Consider the following 16,183-nt stretch of genomic DNA (forward strand, 5'->3'; position numbering starts at 1 on the left):
GCAGCATGAATTGTGCGGTTGCGTCTGGCATGGGCCGATGCCGCTGATACGTTGATCGGGCTTTCAGAAGGCGGGACGCGGCCCGACGATCATGGTGCGAGGTGTCTTCGGGCACGGATCACCTGTCGGGCCGCAGACCCCCTCCCACCGGGCACGAAAAAGCCGGACTGAATGAACAGCCCGGCCAATCCTGGAAAACTCACAATGAGGCTTTACCGGTGACCGGTTCAATGCGCCTCGGACTTGCCCGAGCGCAGGAAGAAGCCGCCGCCGACCAGCAGAACTGCTGCAACGATAAAGCCGGCTATGAAGCTGCCGCCCGGCATGAACCAGACGGTCAGAAACGCCAGCACTGCGGCGACAGCCAGCGAGCCCCACTTCGTCAGGCCCTGGAACAGATTGAAGGTCGCAACCTGCTCGCTGATTTCCTGGGTGCCGCGCGCGTAGGCGTCGTGGCTGTCGTGGGCGTCGGCGGTGTGCGGGTCGGCCATGTCGGTTATCCGGAATCTACGGGTCAGTCTGGCGTCCTTATAGCGGGGACGGCGGGCCGCTCAAGCCACAGGCGACGATTCCTCGCAGAGGTTTCAGTCCAGCGCCGCCAGCACGTCGCGCGTGAAACCGATGGGGTCGAACCGCCTTCCGGTCGCATCCTCCCCCCGCCGCACGATGACGATGTTCCGGCTGGGCACGATGATCACATACTGACCGCGATTGCCGTTGGCGGAGATGGTGTCAGCGGGAATGCCGTCCGACCGGTTCATCAACCAGAATGTCGCGCCATAGCCCTGCTCGCCTCCGGGCTGAGGGCCTGACGGCGTGGAAACGTAGTCGCGCCAGCCCTCGGGCAGGACACGTTCGCCGTCCACCATGCCGTCGTGCAGATACAGCTGGCCGAAGCGCGCCAGATCGCGCGCCGTGGTCCAGACTTGGCTGGACAGCATGTAATTCCCCCGCCAGTCCGTCTCCGCCCAGGTGTCATACATGCCCAGCCGCCGGAACAACTCGGACGGCGGCTGGTGCTCAAACGTCGGCGCGATGGCCAGCACCGCCAGCAGGGTATCGTTGTTGGCATAACGGTAGCGACTGCCCGGCGCGGCGATCAGCGGCCAGGTCGTAGTCTGCTCGTCCACCCCGACGCCACCGAAATACAGGGCGTCGGTGCGGTTGCCTGCCGTGTCGCTAGTCAGGCCCGACGCCATCCGCATCAGCTGATCAAGCGTAATGGCGGCGCGCGGATCACCCTCGCGGCTCCAGTCGGCGATGGCGGCGGGTGCACTGACATCAGCCTCACCGCGCTGAACGGCGGCGCCGATGATAGTCCCGGCCAGCGACTTGGCGACGGACCATGTGCGTTGCGGGGTGTCGATGCCGAAACCGTCTGCGTAGGCCTCCGCCACCATCCGATCGTTTTGCAAGACGACCACAGCCGTGGTGTTGGTGCCCTCGCCATAGCCGCCGATCATTGCCCGCTGCGTAACGGCATCCAGCTCAGCGGACGTAGGCGACGTGACCATCGGCAGATTGTTGCGCGGTGCGGTGGGTCGAACATAGGCCGGTTCTCCGATCCAGCCGACCGGCATGATGGTGCAGCCGTGGCCCACGCCCCACACCGCCACGCGCGGCGGCATGGCATCGCTCCAGACTACAGACGTCTGATTGCCCGTCATCTCCTCCGGCATCTCACGTACCAGCCCATCCAGCTCTGGATAGATGCCGACCAGTTCGTTGGCCTCGACACTCTCAAGCGTCCGCTCACCGCCCGCTGCTGCCGCATTGTTCAGGGCGCTGCAGACCGTCAGCGCCTTATAGCCCGCCGCCATGGCACGAACGCTCGGAGAAGGCTCTCCCGCCGGGGTCTGGCCCCATGCAGGCGTGGCAATCAGGGCGGCGGCGGCGAGGGTCAGGAGGCGCATACGCCGACGCTCGCCCGCCGCCGTCACCACGTCAACTCAAACCAGAGCCTCGAACTGATCGATCAGGCCTTCCAGCCGCCGGGTGCCGATGGCCCAGAAGGCCGGGTCGCGGGGGTTCAGTCCGAAGGGCTTCAGCGCCTCTACGTAGCCCTTGGTCCCGCCCCCGGCCAGCAGCTCGCGATACAGCGGCGTGAACGCTTCCGGGTCCCTGGCCCGCGTCTCCATCAGGGCCGCGACCAGCAGGTCGCCGAAGGCATAGGCATAGACATAGAAGGGCGAGTGGACGAAGTGGCTCACATAGCTCCACCAGTGCTCATAGCCCGGGTTCAGGGTCACCGAAGGGCCCAGCGACGCGCCCATTTCCTCCAGCCAGATTTCGCCGATCCGCTCGACTGACACCTCGCCGCGCACGCGTTCATCGTGGAACCGGGTCTCGAAGCGATGAAAGGCGATCTGGCGGACAACGGTATTGAGCCCGTCTTCGATCCGGCCTGCCAGCAGGCCGCGCTGCTCGGCCTTGGGTGCCGTCTTCAGCAGGCGGTCGAAGGTCAGCCCCTCGGCGAAGATCGAGGCGGTCTCGGCCAATGTCAGGGGGGTATCGGCCAGCAGGGAGCCCTGCCCTGCCGCCAGCGTCTGGTGCACCCCATGGCCCAGCTCATGCGCCAGGGTCAGCACATCGCGCCGCTCGCCCATCCAGTTCATGAAGACATAGGGGTGGCGGTCCGCCGTCACCGGATGGGCATAGGCCCCCGACTGCTTGCCCGGCCGGGCCCGCCCGTCGATCCATGGCTTGTCGAAAAAGGTCTGGACCCGATCGGCGAAGTCGCCGCCCAGGTCGGCAAAGCTTTCGAGCACAAGATCGCGCCCGTGGCTCCAGCCATAGCGGCGGGGTGTGACCTTCTCCTCCAGCGGCGCGTTGCGGTCCCACTGGTCCAGCGTCGCCCGCCCCATCGCCCGGGCCTTCAGCGCATAGTAGCGGTGCGACAGACGCGGATAGGCGGCGGCCACCGCCTCGGCCATCGCATCCACGGCCTCGCCATCGACCTCATTGGCCAGGTGGCGGCTGTCGGCGGGACGTTTGAACCCGCGCCAGCGGTCCTCCAGTGCCTTGTCCGCCGCGACCGTATTCAGCACCAGGGCCATCGTCTGCGTCCGCGCGCCGAGGGCCTCGCTCAGCCCTTCGGCCGCCGCCTTGCGCCGCGCCGCCTTGGCATCGGACAGTTGATTCAGCGCCTCGGCCAGCGTCAGCGACTCCTTGCCGGCCCGGACCCGGATGGCCGCCAGGGTCTCGTCGAACAGGCGCGGCCACTGGGCGCTGATCGGCCCGCGCTCGGCCAGAAAGGTCTCCAGCTCCTGCGACAGCTCATGCGGCTTCGTGGCCCGCACCCGCCGCAGCCAGGGTGTCCAGCGCGCCGCGGCCGGATGGGCGACCAGCGCCGCCTCGATCTCGGCCTCGTCCAGCTGATTGATCTCCAGCGTGACCCAGACGGTGGGCGTCACGATGGTTGTGATCTTCTCTCTCAGCGTCCCCTCGAACCCCTGCGCCGCCGCATCGCCGCGATCGGTCGACGCCGCCAGAAAGGCATAGGCCCCCAAGGCCCCCAGCAGGTCTGACGCCTGCTGATACAGGTCGATGGCCCGGTCCAGATGCTGGCCCAGCGTCGCCGCATCCGCCCGCGCGGCGACAAGCTGCCCCTCCAGCGCATTCAGCTGGCCCACCACCTCGGTGGCGCGGTCCAGGTCGGCCTGCACCGACGCATCTTCGCGCGAGGGATAGAGGTCGGTCAGATCCCACAGGGGGGCGTCGGCGTGGTCGGTCGGGGGCGTGACATGTGCATTCATGCCCCTCGTTGTGGGGACGAAGGTCGCGGCATGCAACCGTCGCGACCGGCACCCGGGACGATCAGCCCCTCATGCTGTGGCGCCTGGTCTATTTGGTGCGCGGAGCTGGTGTCGCGGAGGGCGAACCGCCCGTGGCCTCCATCATGCCGCTCCGCATTTCCTGTAGTTCAGCGGGCGTGCAGCTATAATATTCGCACATGCGATGCGCCATCTTCTCCATCATCTGCGGCGGTACGGACATGATGGCGCGGTTGGACTCGGGCATGATCATGACGGACTTGTCGGCGATAGAGCGGCCCATCTCGGTGTCGTAGAATGCGACCAGGGCCACCAGTTCCTCTTCAGTGAACACAGCGGCGTAGACTGGCACCATCTGATCCACCATCTGCGGCACCAGATCGGCAACCAGTTCTGCGGTCAGGTCCAGTATGAAGCGGCGGTCTTCACTCGGCAGAGCCTGAGTGGCTGTGTCGTTGGCCATGTCGTCGCCGATCACCTGACGGATCGCGTCTTCAAGCTGATCTGACATCATCAGATTGATGTACCGGCGGGTCAGATCCAGTTGACGTGCCGAAGGCGCAGCGGCCGTGGCTGTCTGGGCCTGAGACGGTGTCGCGGCAACGCCTGACGTCGCCAGCACAGCTATCGCGGTTGCGATGATCAAACGCATGAATTTTCCCCCTCTTGTCGGGATGACTTTTGCGCGAGCGGGCACCTTACACAACGATAGTTTTCGAGAATTTTCTGAACAGATCAGCCAGGTCGGGCTCGTTGACACTGACGGCAGCCTGTTCGGCCGACATCCATCTGCGCTCGCGCTGGTGCTGTTCATGCCAGGTATCGTGCTCGACCTTCACCTCCAGCGGATAAAGTGACACCACGCACCAGCGCCCCTCGCCGCGCCTCAGCCATTTCAGATAGCGGAAGGTGCCGATCGGGTGTTCGGCAATCCTGCCCTCCACGCCTGCCTCCTCCAGCGCCTCGACAGCCGCGGCCTGGGCGTCGGTCAGCCCCGGCATTCGACCGCCCTTGGGCGTTACCCATCGCCGCGTCTCGCGTGATGTGACCAGCAGCACCTCAAGACCGTTGGGACCCAGCCGCCAACACAGGGCGGCGACCTGGCGTCGTTCGGCGCGCTGTGTACGGATGGGCGGTTCGATCATGCCGGTGTCGTCCCCTGCCCATGGCCGAAGGTCAAGTCGTCCGTATACGGATTACGTCAGCGGCCATTCTGCTTGGCCGCGGCCGCCCCCAGAGCCTCGCAGTCGAACCGCAGGCAGTATTTCTCGAACACATCCGTCATACCCGTGATCAGATGCGGCATCATCGCCTCCTGCATCAACATGCCCGCTTCCATGTTCTTGCGTGCCAGCGAAGGTCCAAGCGGACTTTCATACAACGCCACCAGGGCCTCCAGCTCGGGCTGGGTGTAGAGTTCCGCGACGTCTCCGCGCATGTCACGCACGGCCTTGCCGATGACATCCTCGTACAGGTCGGTCATCTGATCTGTCATCCATGCCCGCTGCTCGGGCGTGGCGGGGCTACCGGCAAAGCCCTGCTCCATCTGCTCGCGCATCAGCTTGTCGACATCCAGATCGACGGTCAGGGCCAGATAACGGTCGGCCAGCGCCAGACGGGGATCCGTCTCGACGACAACCAACGGATTTTGGGAGGCAGTGTTCTGCGCCTGGGCCACAGAGCCTGTCAGCGCCAATACGGCGAATGCAATGATCAGACTGCGCATGGAACGGCTCCCCCTCTGAAACTGCACCTTTCGAGGTTAGGCCGAACCTTGCAACAGCCAAGCGCGTCAATTTCAGTCAATCGTCCTGAGCGGGCTCCGGCAACGCCGGTACCGACAGCCGGCCGACCCACGCCGTCAGAGCGGTTACATAGCCGTCCAGAAACTCACGCTGCCCCTCGTCGGTGATGACATGGTCGTCATCGATCGAGCCCGGCTTCAGCTGCGTATAGGCTTCCGGCTGGGTCATCATGATGACTTCCAGGCCTGCCACGCATTGCCTCAGATGCAGTTGGACGGCCATCGCACCAGGCGCGCCCGGGGAGGCACCGATCACGGCACCCGGCTTGCCCTTGAACGAGTTTTTGCCCCAGGGGCGCGATGCCCAGTCGATGGCATTCTTCAGAAGCGGCGGAAGGGAGCGATTGTACTCGGGCGTGACGAACAGCAGGCCGTCCGCCGCCTCCACACGCCTTTTGAAGGTCCAGACTTCGGCCGGCGGATCGTTCTCCATATCTCCGTTGAACATGGGCAGATCGACCAATGGCACGAAGTCGAACTCAAGCCGTCCCTCGGCAAGTTTGGCGAGGGCGTGGGCCAGGGACTGATTGATGGAGCCCTGGCGGGCGCTGCCGACCATAACAGCGAGCTTGGGAATGGACATGCAGACTCCTTGGCAATCGTCACGGCGGTGGTGACGGAAGCGCGCCGCAAACGCTGCCGTTCCCATTTCGCGCTTCAATACGAAAGCGGCGGCGGAGATCGCTCTCCGCCGCCGCCATTCTTGTCGTTTCTTCAGGTGATCGCAGTACCGGCCACATCGGGAAGTCCCGAAAGCCAGACGATCCTGGCCCAGTGTTAGGCCAGCGAGGCGGGATCGATCTTGAAGCCCGGGCCCATCGTGGACGACAGGGTGATGCGCTTCACATAGGTGCCCTTGGCACCGGCCGGCTTGGCGCGGTTCAGGGCGTCGACGTAGGCCTTGACGTTGGCCTCCAAGGCTTCCTGGGTGAAGGAGGCCTTGCCGATGCCGCCGTGGGCGATACCGGCCTTTTCGACGCGGAACTCGACCGCGCCACCCTTGGCGTCCTTGACGGCTTGGGCGACGTTCGGGGTCACGGTGCCGACCTTGGGGTTGGGCATCAGGCCGCGCGGACCCAGCACCTTACCCAGACGACCCACCAGGGCCATCATGTCGGGCGAGGCGATGACACGGTCGAAGTCCATCAGGCCACCGTTGATCTGTTCGTACAGATCCTCGGCACCGACGTATTCGGCACCGGCCGCGCGGGCTTCGTCAGCCTTGGCGTCCTTGGCGAAGACAGCAACGCGAACGTCACGGCCCGTACCCGACGGCAGGTTGACCACGCCGCGGACCTGCTGGTCAGCGTGACGGGGATCGACGCCCAGGTTGACGGCGATCTCGATGGATTCGTCGAACTTGGCCTTGGCGTTGTCCTTGACTGCGGCGATGGCGTCCGAGAACGGCATCAGGGCCAGGGTGTCACCGGTGCGGGCCTTTTGAGCCTTGGTTTGCTTGGCCATGTGCTCAGCCCTCCACGACGTTGAGGCCCATGGCGCGAGCCGAGCCTTCGATGATCTTGGTCGCGGCGTCCAGGTCGTTCGCGTTCAGATCCTTCATCTTCTTTTCGGCGATCTCACGCAGCTGGCTGCGCTTGATCTTGCCGGCCACTTCGCGGCCCGGCAGCTTCGACGCCGAAGTGATGCCGGCGGCCTGCTTGATGTAGTGGGTCGCGGGCGGGGTCTTGGTGACGAAGGTGAAGCTCTTGTCCTGATAGACCGTGATCACGGTCGGCAGGGGCGTGCCTTTGACTTCCTTCTCGGTGCGCGCGTTGAACTCCTTGACGAAGCCCATGATGTTGACGCCGCGTTGACCCAGTGCGGGCCCGATCGGGGGGGACGGCGTGGCGTTGCCAGCCGGCACCTGCAGCTTGATATAGCCGAGGATCTTCTTGGCCATTGGTCTCTCCTGTGATGGCCCTGAACTCAATCAGGACCGGTGAGCCGTGGTCTGGCATGGCTGCCTCCCACGGATTTATGCGAGCAAACCCGCACCGCCCTGTTCAGAGCGAGGCGCGCGTATAGCGGAAGGACGCCCCAAACGCAAACGGCGGCCCGCAGGGCCGCCGTAGCTTTATTCAATCCATGAAGAGCGCGATCAGGCCGCGACCTTCTCCACCTGGCTGTATTCCAGATCAACCGGCGTGGGACGGCCGAAGATCGACACGGCGACGCGCAGGCGGGCCGCATCCTCGTCGACGCTTTCGACCTGGCCGTCGAAGCTGGCGAACGGGCCGTCGATGACCTTGACGGTCTCGCCGATGTCGAAATGGATCGTGGGCTTGGGACGCTCGACGCCCTCTTCCACGGCACCGATGATGTTCTGGACCTCACGCTCCGAGACCGGCAGCGGCTTGGTACCGCCAGCGGCACCCAGGAAGCCTGTGACCTTGGGTGTGTTCTTGACCAGGTGATAGGCCTCGTCGGTCAGTTCCATCCGCACCAGCACATAGCCGGGGAAGAATTTGCGCTCGGAGTTCACCTTGCGACCGCGACGGATCTCGACGACGTCCTCGGTCGGCACCAGGATTTCGGAGAAGTGGTCCGACAGCCCCTGCTGCTTGGCCTGATCGGTCAGGTGCTGGGCGACCTTCTTCTCGAAGTTCGAATAGGCCTGGACGATGTACCATTTGTGGCGGGGATTGGGGGCGGGCTTGGGCGCTGCATCCGTCATGGGCGCGTCTCCTTATTGGCCGAAGGACAGGACGAGGATCGAGATCTTGGCCAGACCCCAATCGACGATCCAGAAGAAGATCGCGGCGATGATGACCATGATGAAGACCATCACCGAGGTGATCCAGGTCTCCTTGCGCGACGGCCAGACGATCTTGCGGCCTTCGGCGCGGACCTGGCTGAAGAACTGCGGGATGGAGGTCCGCTTCTTCGGCGTTGGCGCATCGGTGCCCACGGCCTGACCCGCCAGCACGGGCTGGGCAGTCTGGGCTGTGGGGGTGCGACGCCCCTTGGGGGTCTTGGCCTTGGCCATCTATCGTCTCTTCAACTCTTGATCCTGCCCACCAGATGGGAAGTCCCACCCGGCGGCGACAGGGGTAAAATGGCAGGAGTGGAGGGACTCGAACCCACGACCCTCGGTTTTGGAGACCGATGCTCTACCAGCTGAGCTACACTCCTTCAGGTTCCGGACAAAACACAACGCGCCGTGGGTTTCCCCAACGGCGCGTGCGCATCGCCAGACCGGGGCGTATGCCCGACCGGGACAGGGTTTTCAAGGGTTATCCTGCCTATTCCTCCCCCATTGGGGAGGATCAATCGTCGTGATGACTGGCCACGGCTCGGGCCTCGTCCTCGGGCTTCACCACCTGTCGGAAGATCAGCTTGTCGATACGGCGGTCGTCCATGTCGATGACCTCGACTTCGAACCGTCCGACCTGCATCACTTCGCCCTCGTCAGGCAGGCGCGACAGCTGATGCAGAATCAGTCCGGCGACGGTGTGGAAGCTGTCGTTCTCACCGAAATCCTCGCCGAGGATGTCACACAGTTCGTCCAGATCGGTCCGCCCGTCCACCAGCCAGCTGCCGTCGGCACGCTGGGTGACATAGGCGTGGTCGTCGTCGTGACCCTCGTTGAAGTCGCCGGCGATCATTTCCAGAATATCAGTCGCCGTGATCACGCCTTCAAAGGCACCGTATTCATCGACGATGAAGGCCATGTGGACATGGGTGCCCTTCAAGATCTCCAGCGCCTTCAACACCGAGGTCGATTGCGGGATGAAGGCGGGCTCGGCCACGTGATTGAACACGTCCAGCTCGCCGGTCGTCAGCAGGCTGTCCAGAAGGTCCTTCTTGTGCACCACGCCCATGGGGTGATCCAGATCACCGTCCTTGGCCACTACGATGCGCGAATAGGGACAGACGCGGATTTCCTCGCGCAGCACCTCGGGCGTGTCGTCCAGCGCAACCCAGTAGACATCCGTGCGCGGCGTCATGGCCACCCGCACCGGCCGGTCGCCCAGGGTCAGGATCTCCTCGATCATCTCCTGCTCTTCGGGCTCGATCAGACCAGCAGAGGTGCCCTCCGCGATCATGGTCTCCACCTCTTCCTGGGTGACGTCAGAGCCGTCGCGGTCCTTGACGCCCATGATCTTGAGAATGCCCGAGGTCGAGGCCGTCAGCAGCACCACGAACGGATGCAAGACGATCGCCAGGGTCGAGATCGGAGCCGCCATCTTCGCCGCGATCGCCTCAGGAAAGATCAGCGCCAGCCGCTTGGGCACCAGTTCGCCAACGATCAGCGACACATAGGTGATGCAGAGCACCACCAGGGCCGTGGAGAAGATCTGGGTGTAGTCATCCAGCGCCGGAAAGGCGGCGGTCAGGATCTTGTCCAGCTCACCCGCGATGGTCGCCTGACCATAGGCACCGGCCAGAATGCCGATGGCGGTGATGCCGACCTGGACGGCCGACAGGAAATGGGTCGGATTTTCGGACAGCTTCAGGGCGGCTCTCGCCCCCTTGTCTCCCCGCTCGGCGCGACTCTGCAGCCTGGATTTGCGCGAGGAAACGACCGCAAGCTCGGTCATGGCGAACAGGCCGTTCAGCACCACGAGCAGCAGTACGACGACAATGGCGATGGCTAACATCTAGTGAGGCGGAACCGGCGCGGCGCGACAGTCGGCAGTCCGCACCGGCGATGATAGTGGGAAATCCCGGCGTGCGCCACGGTTTCCTGTCAAAGGTCGATCAGTTGCCGCTGCGTCCGGCATCGACTGTGCCATAGGCCCCAGGCTTGAAGCCCTCGGTGGGCTGGGTCGCGCACGCCGACATGCCGATGATGATGCCGATGAACAGGCCGGTGCGTATCGATCGCATCATAGTTACCAAATCCTTAACGTCAGTGAAGAACGTTAAGACGCGGATCGCGGTTCCTTGCAACACGCCTCGCGTAGCCGGCGACAAATTCACAGCAAAAAGCCCCGCCGGATTGCTCCAGCGGGGCTGATTGTTCGGTTCAACAAGCCTCAGCGAGGCTGATTGGAAGACCGGCGACTACTCGACGATCTTGGCGACGACGCCGGCGCCGACGGTGCGGCCGCCTTCGCGGATGGCGAAGCGCAGGCCCTGGTCCATGGCGATGGGCGTGATCAGCTCGACGTTCAGCTCAGCGTTGTCGCCGGGCATGATCATCTCGACACCCTCTTTAAGGTGCACGATGCCGGTCACGTCCGTCGTGCGGAAGTAGAACTGCGGGCGATAGTTGGTGAAGAACGGCGTGTGACGGCCACCCTCTTCCTTGGTCAGGATGTAGGCCTCCGCCAGGAACTTGGTGTGCGGGGTGATCGAGCCGGGCTTGCACAGCACCTGGCCGCGCTCGACGTCTTCACGCTTGGTGCCGCGCAGCAGCACGCCGACGTTGTCGCCCGCCTGACCCTGGTCCAGCAGCTTGCGGAACATTTCCACGCCCGTGCAGGTCGTCTTCTGGACCGGACGGATGCCGACGATCTCGACTTCCTCACCGACCTTGACGATGCCCTTCTCGACGCGGCCCGTGACCACGGTGCCGCGGCCCGAGATCGAGAACACGTCTTCGACCGGCATCAGGAACGGCAGGTCGACCGGACGCTCAGGCTGCGGGATGTAGCTGTCGACGGTTTCCATCAGCTTCAGCACCTGCTGCTCGCCGATTTCCGGGTTCACGCCGTCGGTGGCGGCCTTGGCCGAACCGGCGGTGATCGGAATGTCGTCGCCCGGGAACTGGTACGAGCTCAGCAGCTCGCGGATTTCCATTTCCACCAGCTCCAGCAGCTCGGCGTCGTCGACCAGGTCCACCTTGTTCATGAACACGACCAGGGCCGGCACGCCGACCTGACGGGCCAGCAGGATGTGCTCGCGGGTCTGGGGCATCGGGCCGTCGGCGGCCGACACCACCAGGATCGCGCCGTCCATCTGGGCGGCACCGGTGATCATGTTCTTCACATAGTCGGCGTGGCCGGGGCAGTCGACGTGGGCATAGTGACGGTTGGCCGTCTCATATTCCACGTGCGCGGTGTTGATCGTGATGCCGCGGGCCTTTTCTTCCGGCGCAGCGTCGATGTCCGCATAGGCCATCGCCTTGGCACCACCGGCCTTCGCCAGCGTCATCGTGATCGCCGCCGTCAGCGTCGTCTTGCCGTGGTCAACGTGACCGATCGTGCCGATGTTGCAATGCGGCTTGTTACGTTCGAACTTTTCCTTGGCCATTCTCTTCTCTCCGTCCCCTGAGCAGGGGCTCTATCCAGTTTATCAGGGGTGAAGGCGGGAAATATCCGCCGGTTTATGCAAAGTTATCAGGCGGAATACTTCTTGATCACTTCGTCGGCGACGTGTTGCGGCACCGGCTCGTAGTGGTCGTACTGCATGGTGAACTGGGCGCGACCCTGGGACATGCCACGCAGCGTGTTCACATAGCCGAACATGTTGGCCAGCGGCACGAAGGCGTTCACGACGGTGGCGTTGCCGCGCATGTCCTGACCCTGGATCATGCCGCGGCGACCGTTCAGGTCGCCGATGACCGAACCCAGGTATTCCTCGGGGGTCACGACCTCGACCGCCATGATCGGCTCGAGCAGCTTGGGCGAACCCTTTTCCTTCAGTTCGCGGAAGGCGGCGCGGGCCGCGATTTCGAACGCCAGCACACTGGAGTCGACGTCGTGGTATTTGCCGTCCGTCAGCGTCGCCTTGAAGTCGATCAGCGGGAAGCCCGCCAGCAGGCCCTGATCCTTGATGGAGTTCAGGCCTTTTTCGACGCCGGGGATGTATTCCTTGGGCACGGCACCGCCGACGATCGAGTTCTCGAACACGAAGCCCGAGCCCGGCTCGCCGGGCTCGAAGGTCAGCATGACGCGGGCGAACTGGCCCGTACCACCGGTCTGCTTCTTGTGCGTGTAGTCGATGTCGACCTTGCGGCCCAGCGATTCACGATAGGCGACCTGCGGCTGACCGATGGTGGCCTCGACCTTGTAGGTGCGCTTCAGGATGTCGATCTTGATGTCCAGGTGCAGCTCGCCCATCCCCTTCAGGATGGTCTGGCCCGACTCGTGGTCGGTCGAGACGGTGAAGGACGGATCCTCCGATGCCAGCTTGGCCAAGGCGACGCCCAGCTTCTCCTGGTCGGCCTTGGTCTTGGGCTCGACGGAGATCTCGATCACGGGGGCCGGGAATTCCATCTTCTCCAGGATGACCGGCGACTTCAGCGGGTCACACAGGGTGTCACCGGTGCGGGTTTCCTTGAGGCCGGCCAGGGCGACGATGTCGCCGGCAAACGCTTCTTTGATGTCCTGACGGTCGTTGGAGTGCATCTGCAGCATGCGGCCGACGCGCTCGCGCTTGTCGCGCGACGAGTTGAGCAGGGACATGCCGGTTTCCATCTTGCCCGAGTACAGGCGGCAGAAGGTCAGCGAACCAACGAAGGGGTCGTCCATGATCTTGAACGCCAGAACCGACAGGGGCTCGTCGTCCGAGGCCTTGCGGGTGATCGGCTCTTCGGTCTTGAAGTCGATGCCCGGGGTCGGCGGGATGTCCAGCGGCGACGGCAGGTAGTCAACCACGGCGTCCAGCAGGGTCTGCACGCCCTTGTTCTTGAAGGCCGAGCCGCACAGGATCGGATAGAAGGCACCGGTCAGCACAGCCTTGCGGATGCACTTCTTCAGAACCTCGACCGAAGGCTCAGTGCCTTCGAGGTAGGCTTCCATCGCCTCGTCATCCAGTTCGACAGCGTTGTCGATCAGGTACTGGCGAGCTTCATTGGCCTTGTCGACGAGGTCCGCGGGGATTTCACCGACGGTGTAGTTGGCACCCAGGGCATCGTTGTCCCAGACGACCGACTTCATCTCGACGATGTCGACCAGGCCGGACAGGCTGCTCTCCGAACCGATCGGGAACTGGATCGGCACGGCCTTGGCACCCAAGCGGTCGCGGATCGACTGGACCGAGGCGTCGAAGTCGGCACCGATCTTGTCCATCTTGTTGACGAAGACGATACGCGGCACGGAATATTTGTCGGCCTGACGCCAGACGGTTTCGGTCTGGGGCTCGACGCCCGCGTTGCCGTCCAGAACAGTCACGGCACCGTCAAGCACGCGCAGCGAACGCTCGACCTCAATAGTGAAGTCCACGTGACCGGGGGTGTCGATGATGTTGAGGCGCTTTTCTTTCCAGTAGGCGGTCGTCGCGGCGGACGTGATGGTGATGCCGCGCTCCTGCTCCTGGTCCATCCAGTCCATGGTGGCGGCACCGTCGTGCACTTCGCCGATCTTGTGCGACTTGCCGGTGTAGAACAGGATCCGCTCGGTCGTCGTCGTCTTGCCCGCATCGATGTGGGCCATGATGCCGAAGTTGCGGTAGTCTTCGATTTTGTGCGTACGGGCCATGAGGCGTGCCTTGAAGTGAGTTCAGGACGCGTCAGGCGCCCTCGGGAAGATCAGTCTGTGCGGATAAGCGAGCGCGGGCGATTTAGCTCAAACCGCCCGCGCCGGAAACCCTTAGATAGTCAGCGCAAGTGACGCTTTGAAGGCGTTTACCAGCGGTAGTGCGAGAAGGCGCGGTTGGCTTCGGCCATCTTGTGTGTGTCTTCGCGCTTCTTGACAGCGGTACCGCGGTTGTTGGACGCATCCAGCAGCTCGGCAGCCAGCTTTTCGGTCATGGTGTTCTCACCGCGCTTGCGTGCGGCATTGACCAGCCAGCGGATGGCCAGGGCGCGGCGACGCTCGGGGCGAACCTCGACCGGCACCTGATACGTTGCACCACCGACGCGGCGCGAGCGCACTTCGACCGACGGGGCGACGTTGTCGAGGGCCGAATGGAAGGTGGCGACCGCTTCCTGGTCCTTCTTCTTGTCGGCCAGGATGTCGAACGCACCATAGACGATGTTCTCGGCGACGGCCTTTTTGCCCTCGTACATGACGTAGTTCATGAACTTGGTGACGATCAGATCCTTGTACTTGGGATCCGGCAGAACTTCGCGTTTCTGGGCGCGGTGACGACGTGACATGGGCTTGGCCTTCTAAAGACGTATCGAGGGGTCCGGTTCTCACCGGCGAATGGAGAAGCGGATCGCTTACTTCGGACGCTTGGCACCGTAGTGCGAACGGCGCTGCTTGCGGTCCTTGACGCCTTGCGTGTCGAGCACGCCGCGCAGGATATGGTAACGCACGCCGGGCAAGTCCTTGACGCGGCCGCCGCGGATCAGGACCACCGAGTGCTCCTGCAGATTGTGGCCCTCGCCGGGGATGTAGCACACGGCTTCGATGCCCGTGGTCAGGCGAACCTTGGCGACCTTACGCAGAGCCGAGTTGGGCTTCTTGGGGGTCGTCGTATAGACGCGGGTGCAGACGCCGCGGCGCTGGGGGCAGCCCTTCAGGGCAGGCACCTTGTTGCGGACCGGCTTGGGTTGGCGCGGCTTGCGGATCAGCTGGTTGATAGTCGGCATAGAGGTCTCGTCTCTTTCAAATCGGTGGAGGCGTGTGCCTTTCGGCCGGAGCGCCTCGTGAGCCTTCTTTTCGGACGACGCGATTGCGCCGCCCCGGGTTGAGTTTCGAGCCGTGAGATGACTGCCAAACGGAAAAAACCGGAACGCGCGCTTCGGGCGTTCCGGCGGGACACAGCCCGTCCGTTTAATTGTCACGATCCCGACGCCCGGCGAACCGGACACCTCGAAAGTGCGCGGCTTCTACGCCGGGGGGGCGGTTTGGTCAAGTCGTGCAACGTCGCAGGCTTTGAGTGATAGTCGGTCCGCCCCAATACCGCCATGCTGACACCCTCCCCTGTCCTCGAACGGGGTTTGATGGACGGATGAACGCGGCGCAGGTCAGCAGGCGGGGACTGCCCGAGCGGTGGCGCAAGCCTGCGCTGGTCGCGGCGTCGGTGGCGTTTCACGCTGTCGTGCTGGCCGTGCTGGGCCTTCAGGCGGTTGAATTCAACGAAGCCCCGAACCAGCCTCAACCGCCCGTCGTCTTCCTCGACATCGCGCCTCGACCGATGCTGAGAGACGAGACGGCGCGAGTCCGGACGCCGACAACCACGCAAGCCACGCCCGACCGTCTGACCCTGCCCGATCAGGCGGCGGCCAGCCAGGCCTTGCCCCTGCGCGATCCGCGTGAAGACGAACAGGCAGCCCAGGGCCTGCCCTCGGCCCCCAGTCCGCGTGTCGGCACACCGGCACCAGGCGTTCCTGCCCCTTCCGGATCTGCCGCATCCGGGGGATGGACCGTGCGGCCGGAGACTTTGGGCGACCGGGTTCAGCGCGGCCTGATCGGCAGCAACCTGGCCTGCCGCACGCCGGAACTCTTGACGCCCGCAGAACGTGACCGCTGCGCGGACCGCATGGCCAATGCCGCCAACAGCACCCCGGCCATGCGCGGCTCCGGCGATCCCGACACAGACAGCCGCTTCGCCCGCGAGGGTGCCGCACGACTGGCCGAGTATGAGGCGCGGCGTCGACCGCTGTCGGGCGGCAACGGCAATGTCGGCCCCCAGGACGGACCGGGCTCCAACTTCGGAATGGGCGTGGCGGGTGCACACCTGGACCCTTCGTTCCGTCCTGACTCAACCGAAAATATCCGCACCAATCGCCGCGACGGACCGCGCTGAACAGGCTGAACACGGAGACGCG

The 16,183-nt window shown here is 64.2% G+C and carries 18 protein-coding genes and 1 tRNA gene; 1 reads left to right on the top strand and 18 read right to left on the bottom strand.

Going from position 1 to position 16,183, the window contains the following annotated elements; translation table 11 throughout:
- Nucleotides 1-227: 227 nt before the first annotated feature.
- The 18 genes from WC585_RS00515 to rpsL all read right to left on the bottom strand — a co-directional run bounded on the left by WC585_RS00515 (nucleotide 228) and on the right by rpsL (nucleotide 15,001).
- The gene (locus WC585_RS00515) at nucleotides 228-491 is read right to left on the bottom strand and encodes an aa3-type cytochrome c oxidase subunit IV (protein WP_373255576.1); all 264 of its coding nucleotides are present in this window, start codon (nucleotides 489-491) and stop codon (nucleotides 228-230) included.
- 93 nt (nucleotides 492-584) lie between these two features.
- Nucleotides 585-1,913 carry a serine hydrolase domain-containing protein gene (locus WC585_RS00520; protein WP_373255577.1) on the bottom strand — a complete coding sequence of 443 codons (1,329 nt, stop codon included), beginning with the start codon at nucleotides 1,911-1,913 and terminating at the stop codon, nucleotides 585-587.
- Between the two features lie 36 nt (nucleotides 1,914-1,949).
- Nucleotides 1,950-3,755 (bottom strand): M3 family oligoendopeptidase, encoded by a 1,806-nt coding sequence (locus WC585_RS00525; protein WP_373255578.1) that lies wholly within the window; start codon nucleotides 3,753-3,755, stop codon nucleotides 1,950-1,952.
- Between the two features lie 88 nt (nucleotides 3,756-3,843).
- A complete protein-coding gene (locus WC585_RS00530) occupies nucleotides 3,844-4,425 on the bottom strand; it encodes a DUF2059 domain-containing protein (protein ID WP_373255579.1) in 582 nt (193 codons plus the stop codon).
- Nucleotides 4,426-4,471: 46 nt separating this feature from the next.
- Nucleotides 4,472-4,918, bottom strand: coding sequence for an NUDIX hydrolase (locus WC585_RS00535; RefSeq protein ID WP_373255580.1), 447 nt, complete (start codon nucleotides 4,916-4,918; stop codon nucleotides 4,472-4,474).
- Nucleotides 4,919-4,974: 56 nt separating this feature from the next.
- Nucleotides 4,975-5,499 carry a DUF2059 domain-containing protein gene (locus tag WC585_RS00540; RefSeq protein ID WP_373255581.1) on the bottom strand — a complete coding sequence of 175 codons (525 nt, stop codon included), beginning with the start codon at nucleotides 5,497-5,499 and terminating at the stop codon, nucleotides 4,975-4,977.
- Nucleotides 5,500-5,575: 76 nt separating this feature from the next.
- Entirely contained in the window at nucleotides 5,576-6,160 is a 585-nt protein-coding gene (locus WC585_RS00545) for an NADPH-dependent FMN reductase (protein WP_373255582.1), read from the bottom strand.
- Between the two features lie 194 nt (nucleotides 6,161-6,354).
- A complete protein-coding gene (gene rplA / locus WC585_RS00550; RefSeq protein WP_373255583.1) occupies nucleotides 6,355-7,041 on the bottom strand; it encodes a 50S ribosomal protein L1 in 687 nt (228 codons plus the stop codon).
- A 4-nt stretch (nucleotides 7,042-7,045) separates the two neighbouring features.
- The gene (rplK, locus tag WC585_RS00555; protein ID WP_292172344.1) at nucleotides 7,046-7,477 is read right to left on the bottom strand and encodes a 50S ribosomal protein L11; all 432 of its coding nucleotides are present in this window, start codon (nucleotides 7,475-7,477) and stop codon (nucleotides 7,046-7,048) included.
- Nucleotides 7,478-7,675: 198 nt separating this feature from the next.
- Nucleotides 7,676-8,251 (bottom strand): transcription termination/antitermination protein NusG, encoded by a 576-nt coding sequence (gene nusG / locus WC585_RS00560; protein WP_292172337.1) that lies wholly within the window; start codon nucleotides 8,249-8,251, stop codon nucleotides 7,676-7,678.
- 12 nt (nucleotides 8,252-8,263) lie between these two features.
- On the bottom strand, nucleotides 8,264-8,563 hold the full coding sequence (gene secE / locus WC585_RS00565) for a preprotein translocase subunit SecE (protein ID WP_373255584.1): 300 nt from the start codon (nucleotides 8,561-8,563) through the stop codon (nucleotides 8,264-8,266).
- Nucleotides 8,564-8,633: 70 nt separating this feature from the next.
- Nucleotides 8,634-8,709: transfer RNA gene (locus WC585_RS00570), tRNA-Trp, on the bottom strand.
- Between the two features lie 134 nt (nucleotides 8,710-8,843).
- Complete coding sequence (locus tag WC585_RS00575; RefSeq protein WP_373255585.1) at nucleotides 8,844-10,178, bottom strand: hemolysin family protein; 1,335 nt, start codon at nucleotides 10,176-10,178, stop codon at nucleotides 8,844-8,846.
- A gap of 100 nt (nucleotides 10,179-10,278) precedes the next feature.
- The gene (locus tag WC585_RS00580) at nucleotides 10,279-10,410 is read right to left on the bottom strand and encodes a hypothetical protein (protein WP_373255586.1); all 132 of its coding nucleotides are present in this window, start codon (nucleotides 10,408-10,410) and stop codon (nucleotides 10,279-10,281) included.
- Between the two features lie 174 nt (nucleotides 10,411-10,584).
- Nucleotides 10,585-11,775 carry an elongation factor Tu gene (tuf, locus tag WC585_RS00585; protein ID WP_373255587.1) on the bottom strand — a complete coding sequence of 397 codons (1,191 nt, stop codon included), beginning with the start codon at nucleotides 11,773-11,775 and terminating at the stop codon, nucleotides 10,585-10,587.
- Between the two features lie 86 nt (nucleotides 11,776-11,861).
- Nucleotides 11,862-13,943, bottom strand: coding sequence for an elongation factor G (gene fusA / locus WC585_RS00590; RefSeq protein WP_373255588.1), 2,082 nt, complete (start codon nucleotides 13,941-13,943; stop codon nucleotides 11,862-11,864).
- Between the two features lie 146 nt (nucleotides 13,944-14,089).
- Nucleotides 14,090-14,563: a 30S ribosomal protein S7 gene (gene rpsG / locus WC585_RS00595; RefSeq protein WP_373255589.1), complete on the bottom strand. Its 474-nt coding sequence runs from the start codon at nucleotides 14,561-14,563 to the stop codon at nucleotides 14,090-14,092.
- Nucleotides 14,564-14,629: 66 nt separating this feature from the next.
- Nucleotides 14,630-15,001 (bottom strand): 30S ribosomal protein S12, encoded by a 372-nt coding sequence (rpsL, locus tag WC585_RS00600; RefSeq protein ID WP_055832311.1) that lies wholly within the window; start codon nucleotides 14,999-15,001, stop codon nucleotides 14,630-14,632.
- Between the two features lie 362 nt (nucleotides 15,002-15,363).
- Here rpsL and WC585_RS00605 point away from each other — a divergent pair, with 362 nt between their 5' ends.
- Nucleotides 15,364-16,161, top strand: coding sequence for a hypothetical protein (locus tag WC585_RS00605; RefSeq protein WP_373255590.1), 798 nt, complete (start codon nucleotides 15,364-15,366; stop codon nucleotides 16,159-16,161).
- Nucleotides 16,162-16,183: the final 22 nt, after the last annotated feature.

Origin of the sequence: Brevundimonas sp. (assembly GCF_041648055.1) — a bacterium.
Taxonomy (GTDB): Bacteria; Pseudomonadota; Alphaproteobacteria; order Caulobacterales; family Caulobacteraceae; genus Brevundimonas.

What these genes read in the sequence shown, in the direction of transcription:
- WC585_RS00545 (WP_373255582.1), bottom strand. Translation starts at nt 6,160, where the DNA reads ATGTCCATTCCCAAGCTCGCTGTTATGGTCGGCAGCGCCCGCCAGGGC.
- tuf (WP_373255587.1), bottom strand. Translation starts at nt 11,775, where the DNA reads ATGGCCAAGGAAAAGTTCGAACGTAACAAGCCGCATTGCAACATCGGC.
- rplA (WP_373255583.1), bottom strand. Translation starts at nt 7,041, where the DNA reads ATGGCCAAGCAAACCAAGGCTCAAAAGGCCCGCACCGGTGACACCCTG.
- nusG (WP_292172337.1), bottom strand. Translation starts at nt 8,251, where the DNA reads ATGACGGATGCAGCGCCCAAGCCCGCCCCCAATCCCCGCCACAAATGG.
- WC585_RS00575 (WP_373255585.1), bottom strand. Translation starts at nt 10,178, where the DNA reads ATGTTAGCCATCGCCATTGTCGTCGTACTGCTGCTCGTGGTGCTGAAC.
- WC585_RS00535 (WP_373255580.1), bottom strand. Translation starts at nt 4,918, where the DNA reads ATGATCGAACCGCCCATCCGTACACAGCGCGCCGAACGACGCCAGGTC.
- WC585_RS00515 (WP_373255576.1), bottom strand. Translation starts at nt 491, where the DNA reads ATGGCCGACCCGCACACCGCCGACGCCCACGACAGCCACGACGCCTAC.
- secE (WP_373255584.1), bottom strand. Translation starts at nt 8,563, where the DNA reads ATGGCCAAGGCCAAGACCCCCAAGGGGCGTCGCACCCCCACAGCCCAG.
- WC585_RS00540 (WP_373255581.1), bottom strand. Translation starts at nt 5,499, where the DNA reads ATGCGCAGTCTGATCATTGCATTCGCCGTATTGGCGCTGACAGGCTCT.
- WC585_RS00530 (WP_373255579.1), bottom strand. Translation starts at nt 4,425, where the DNA reads ATGCGTTTGATCATCGCAACCGCGATAGCTGTGCTGGCGACGTCAGGC.
- WC585_RS00580 (WP_373255586.1), bottom strand. Translation starts at nt 10,410, where the DNA reads ATGATGCGATCGATACGCACCGGCCTGTTCATCGGCATCATCATCGGC.
- fusA (WP_373255588.1), bottom strand. Translation starts at nt 13,943, where the DNA reads ATGGCCCGTACGCACAAAATCGAAGACTACCGCAACTTCGGCATCATG.
- WC585_RS00520 (WP_373255577.1), bottom strand. Translation starts at nt 1,913, where the DNA reads ATGCGCCTCCTGACCCTCGCCGCCGCCGCCCTGATTGCCACGCCTGCA.
- rpsG (WP_373255589.1), bottom strand. Translation starts at nt 14,563, where the DNA reads ATGTCACGTCGTCACCGCGCCCAGAAACGCGAAGTTCTGCCGGATCCC.
- WC585_RS00605 (WP_373255590.1), top strand. Translation starts at nt 15,364, where the DNA reads ATGAACGCGGCGCAGGTCAGCAGGCGGGGACTGCCCGAGCGGTGGCGC.
- rplK (WP_292172344.1), bottom strand. Translation starts at nt 7,477, where the DNA reads ATGGCCAAGAAGATCCTCGGCTATATCAAGCTGCAGGTGCCGGCTGGC.
- WC585_RS00525 (WP_373255578.1), bottom strand. Translation starts at nt 3,755, where the DNA reads ATGAATGCACATGTCACGCCCCCGACCGACCACGCCGACGCCCCCCTG.
- rpsL (WP_055832311.1), bottom strand. Translation starts at nt 15,001, where the DNA reads ATGCCGACTATCAACCAGCTGATCCGCAAGCCGCGCCAACCCAAGCCG.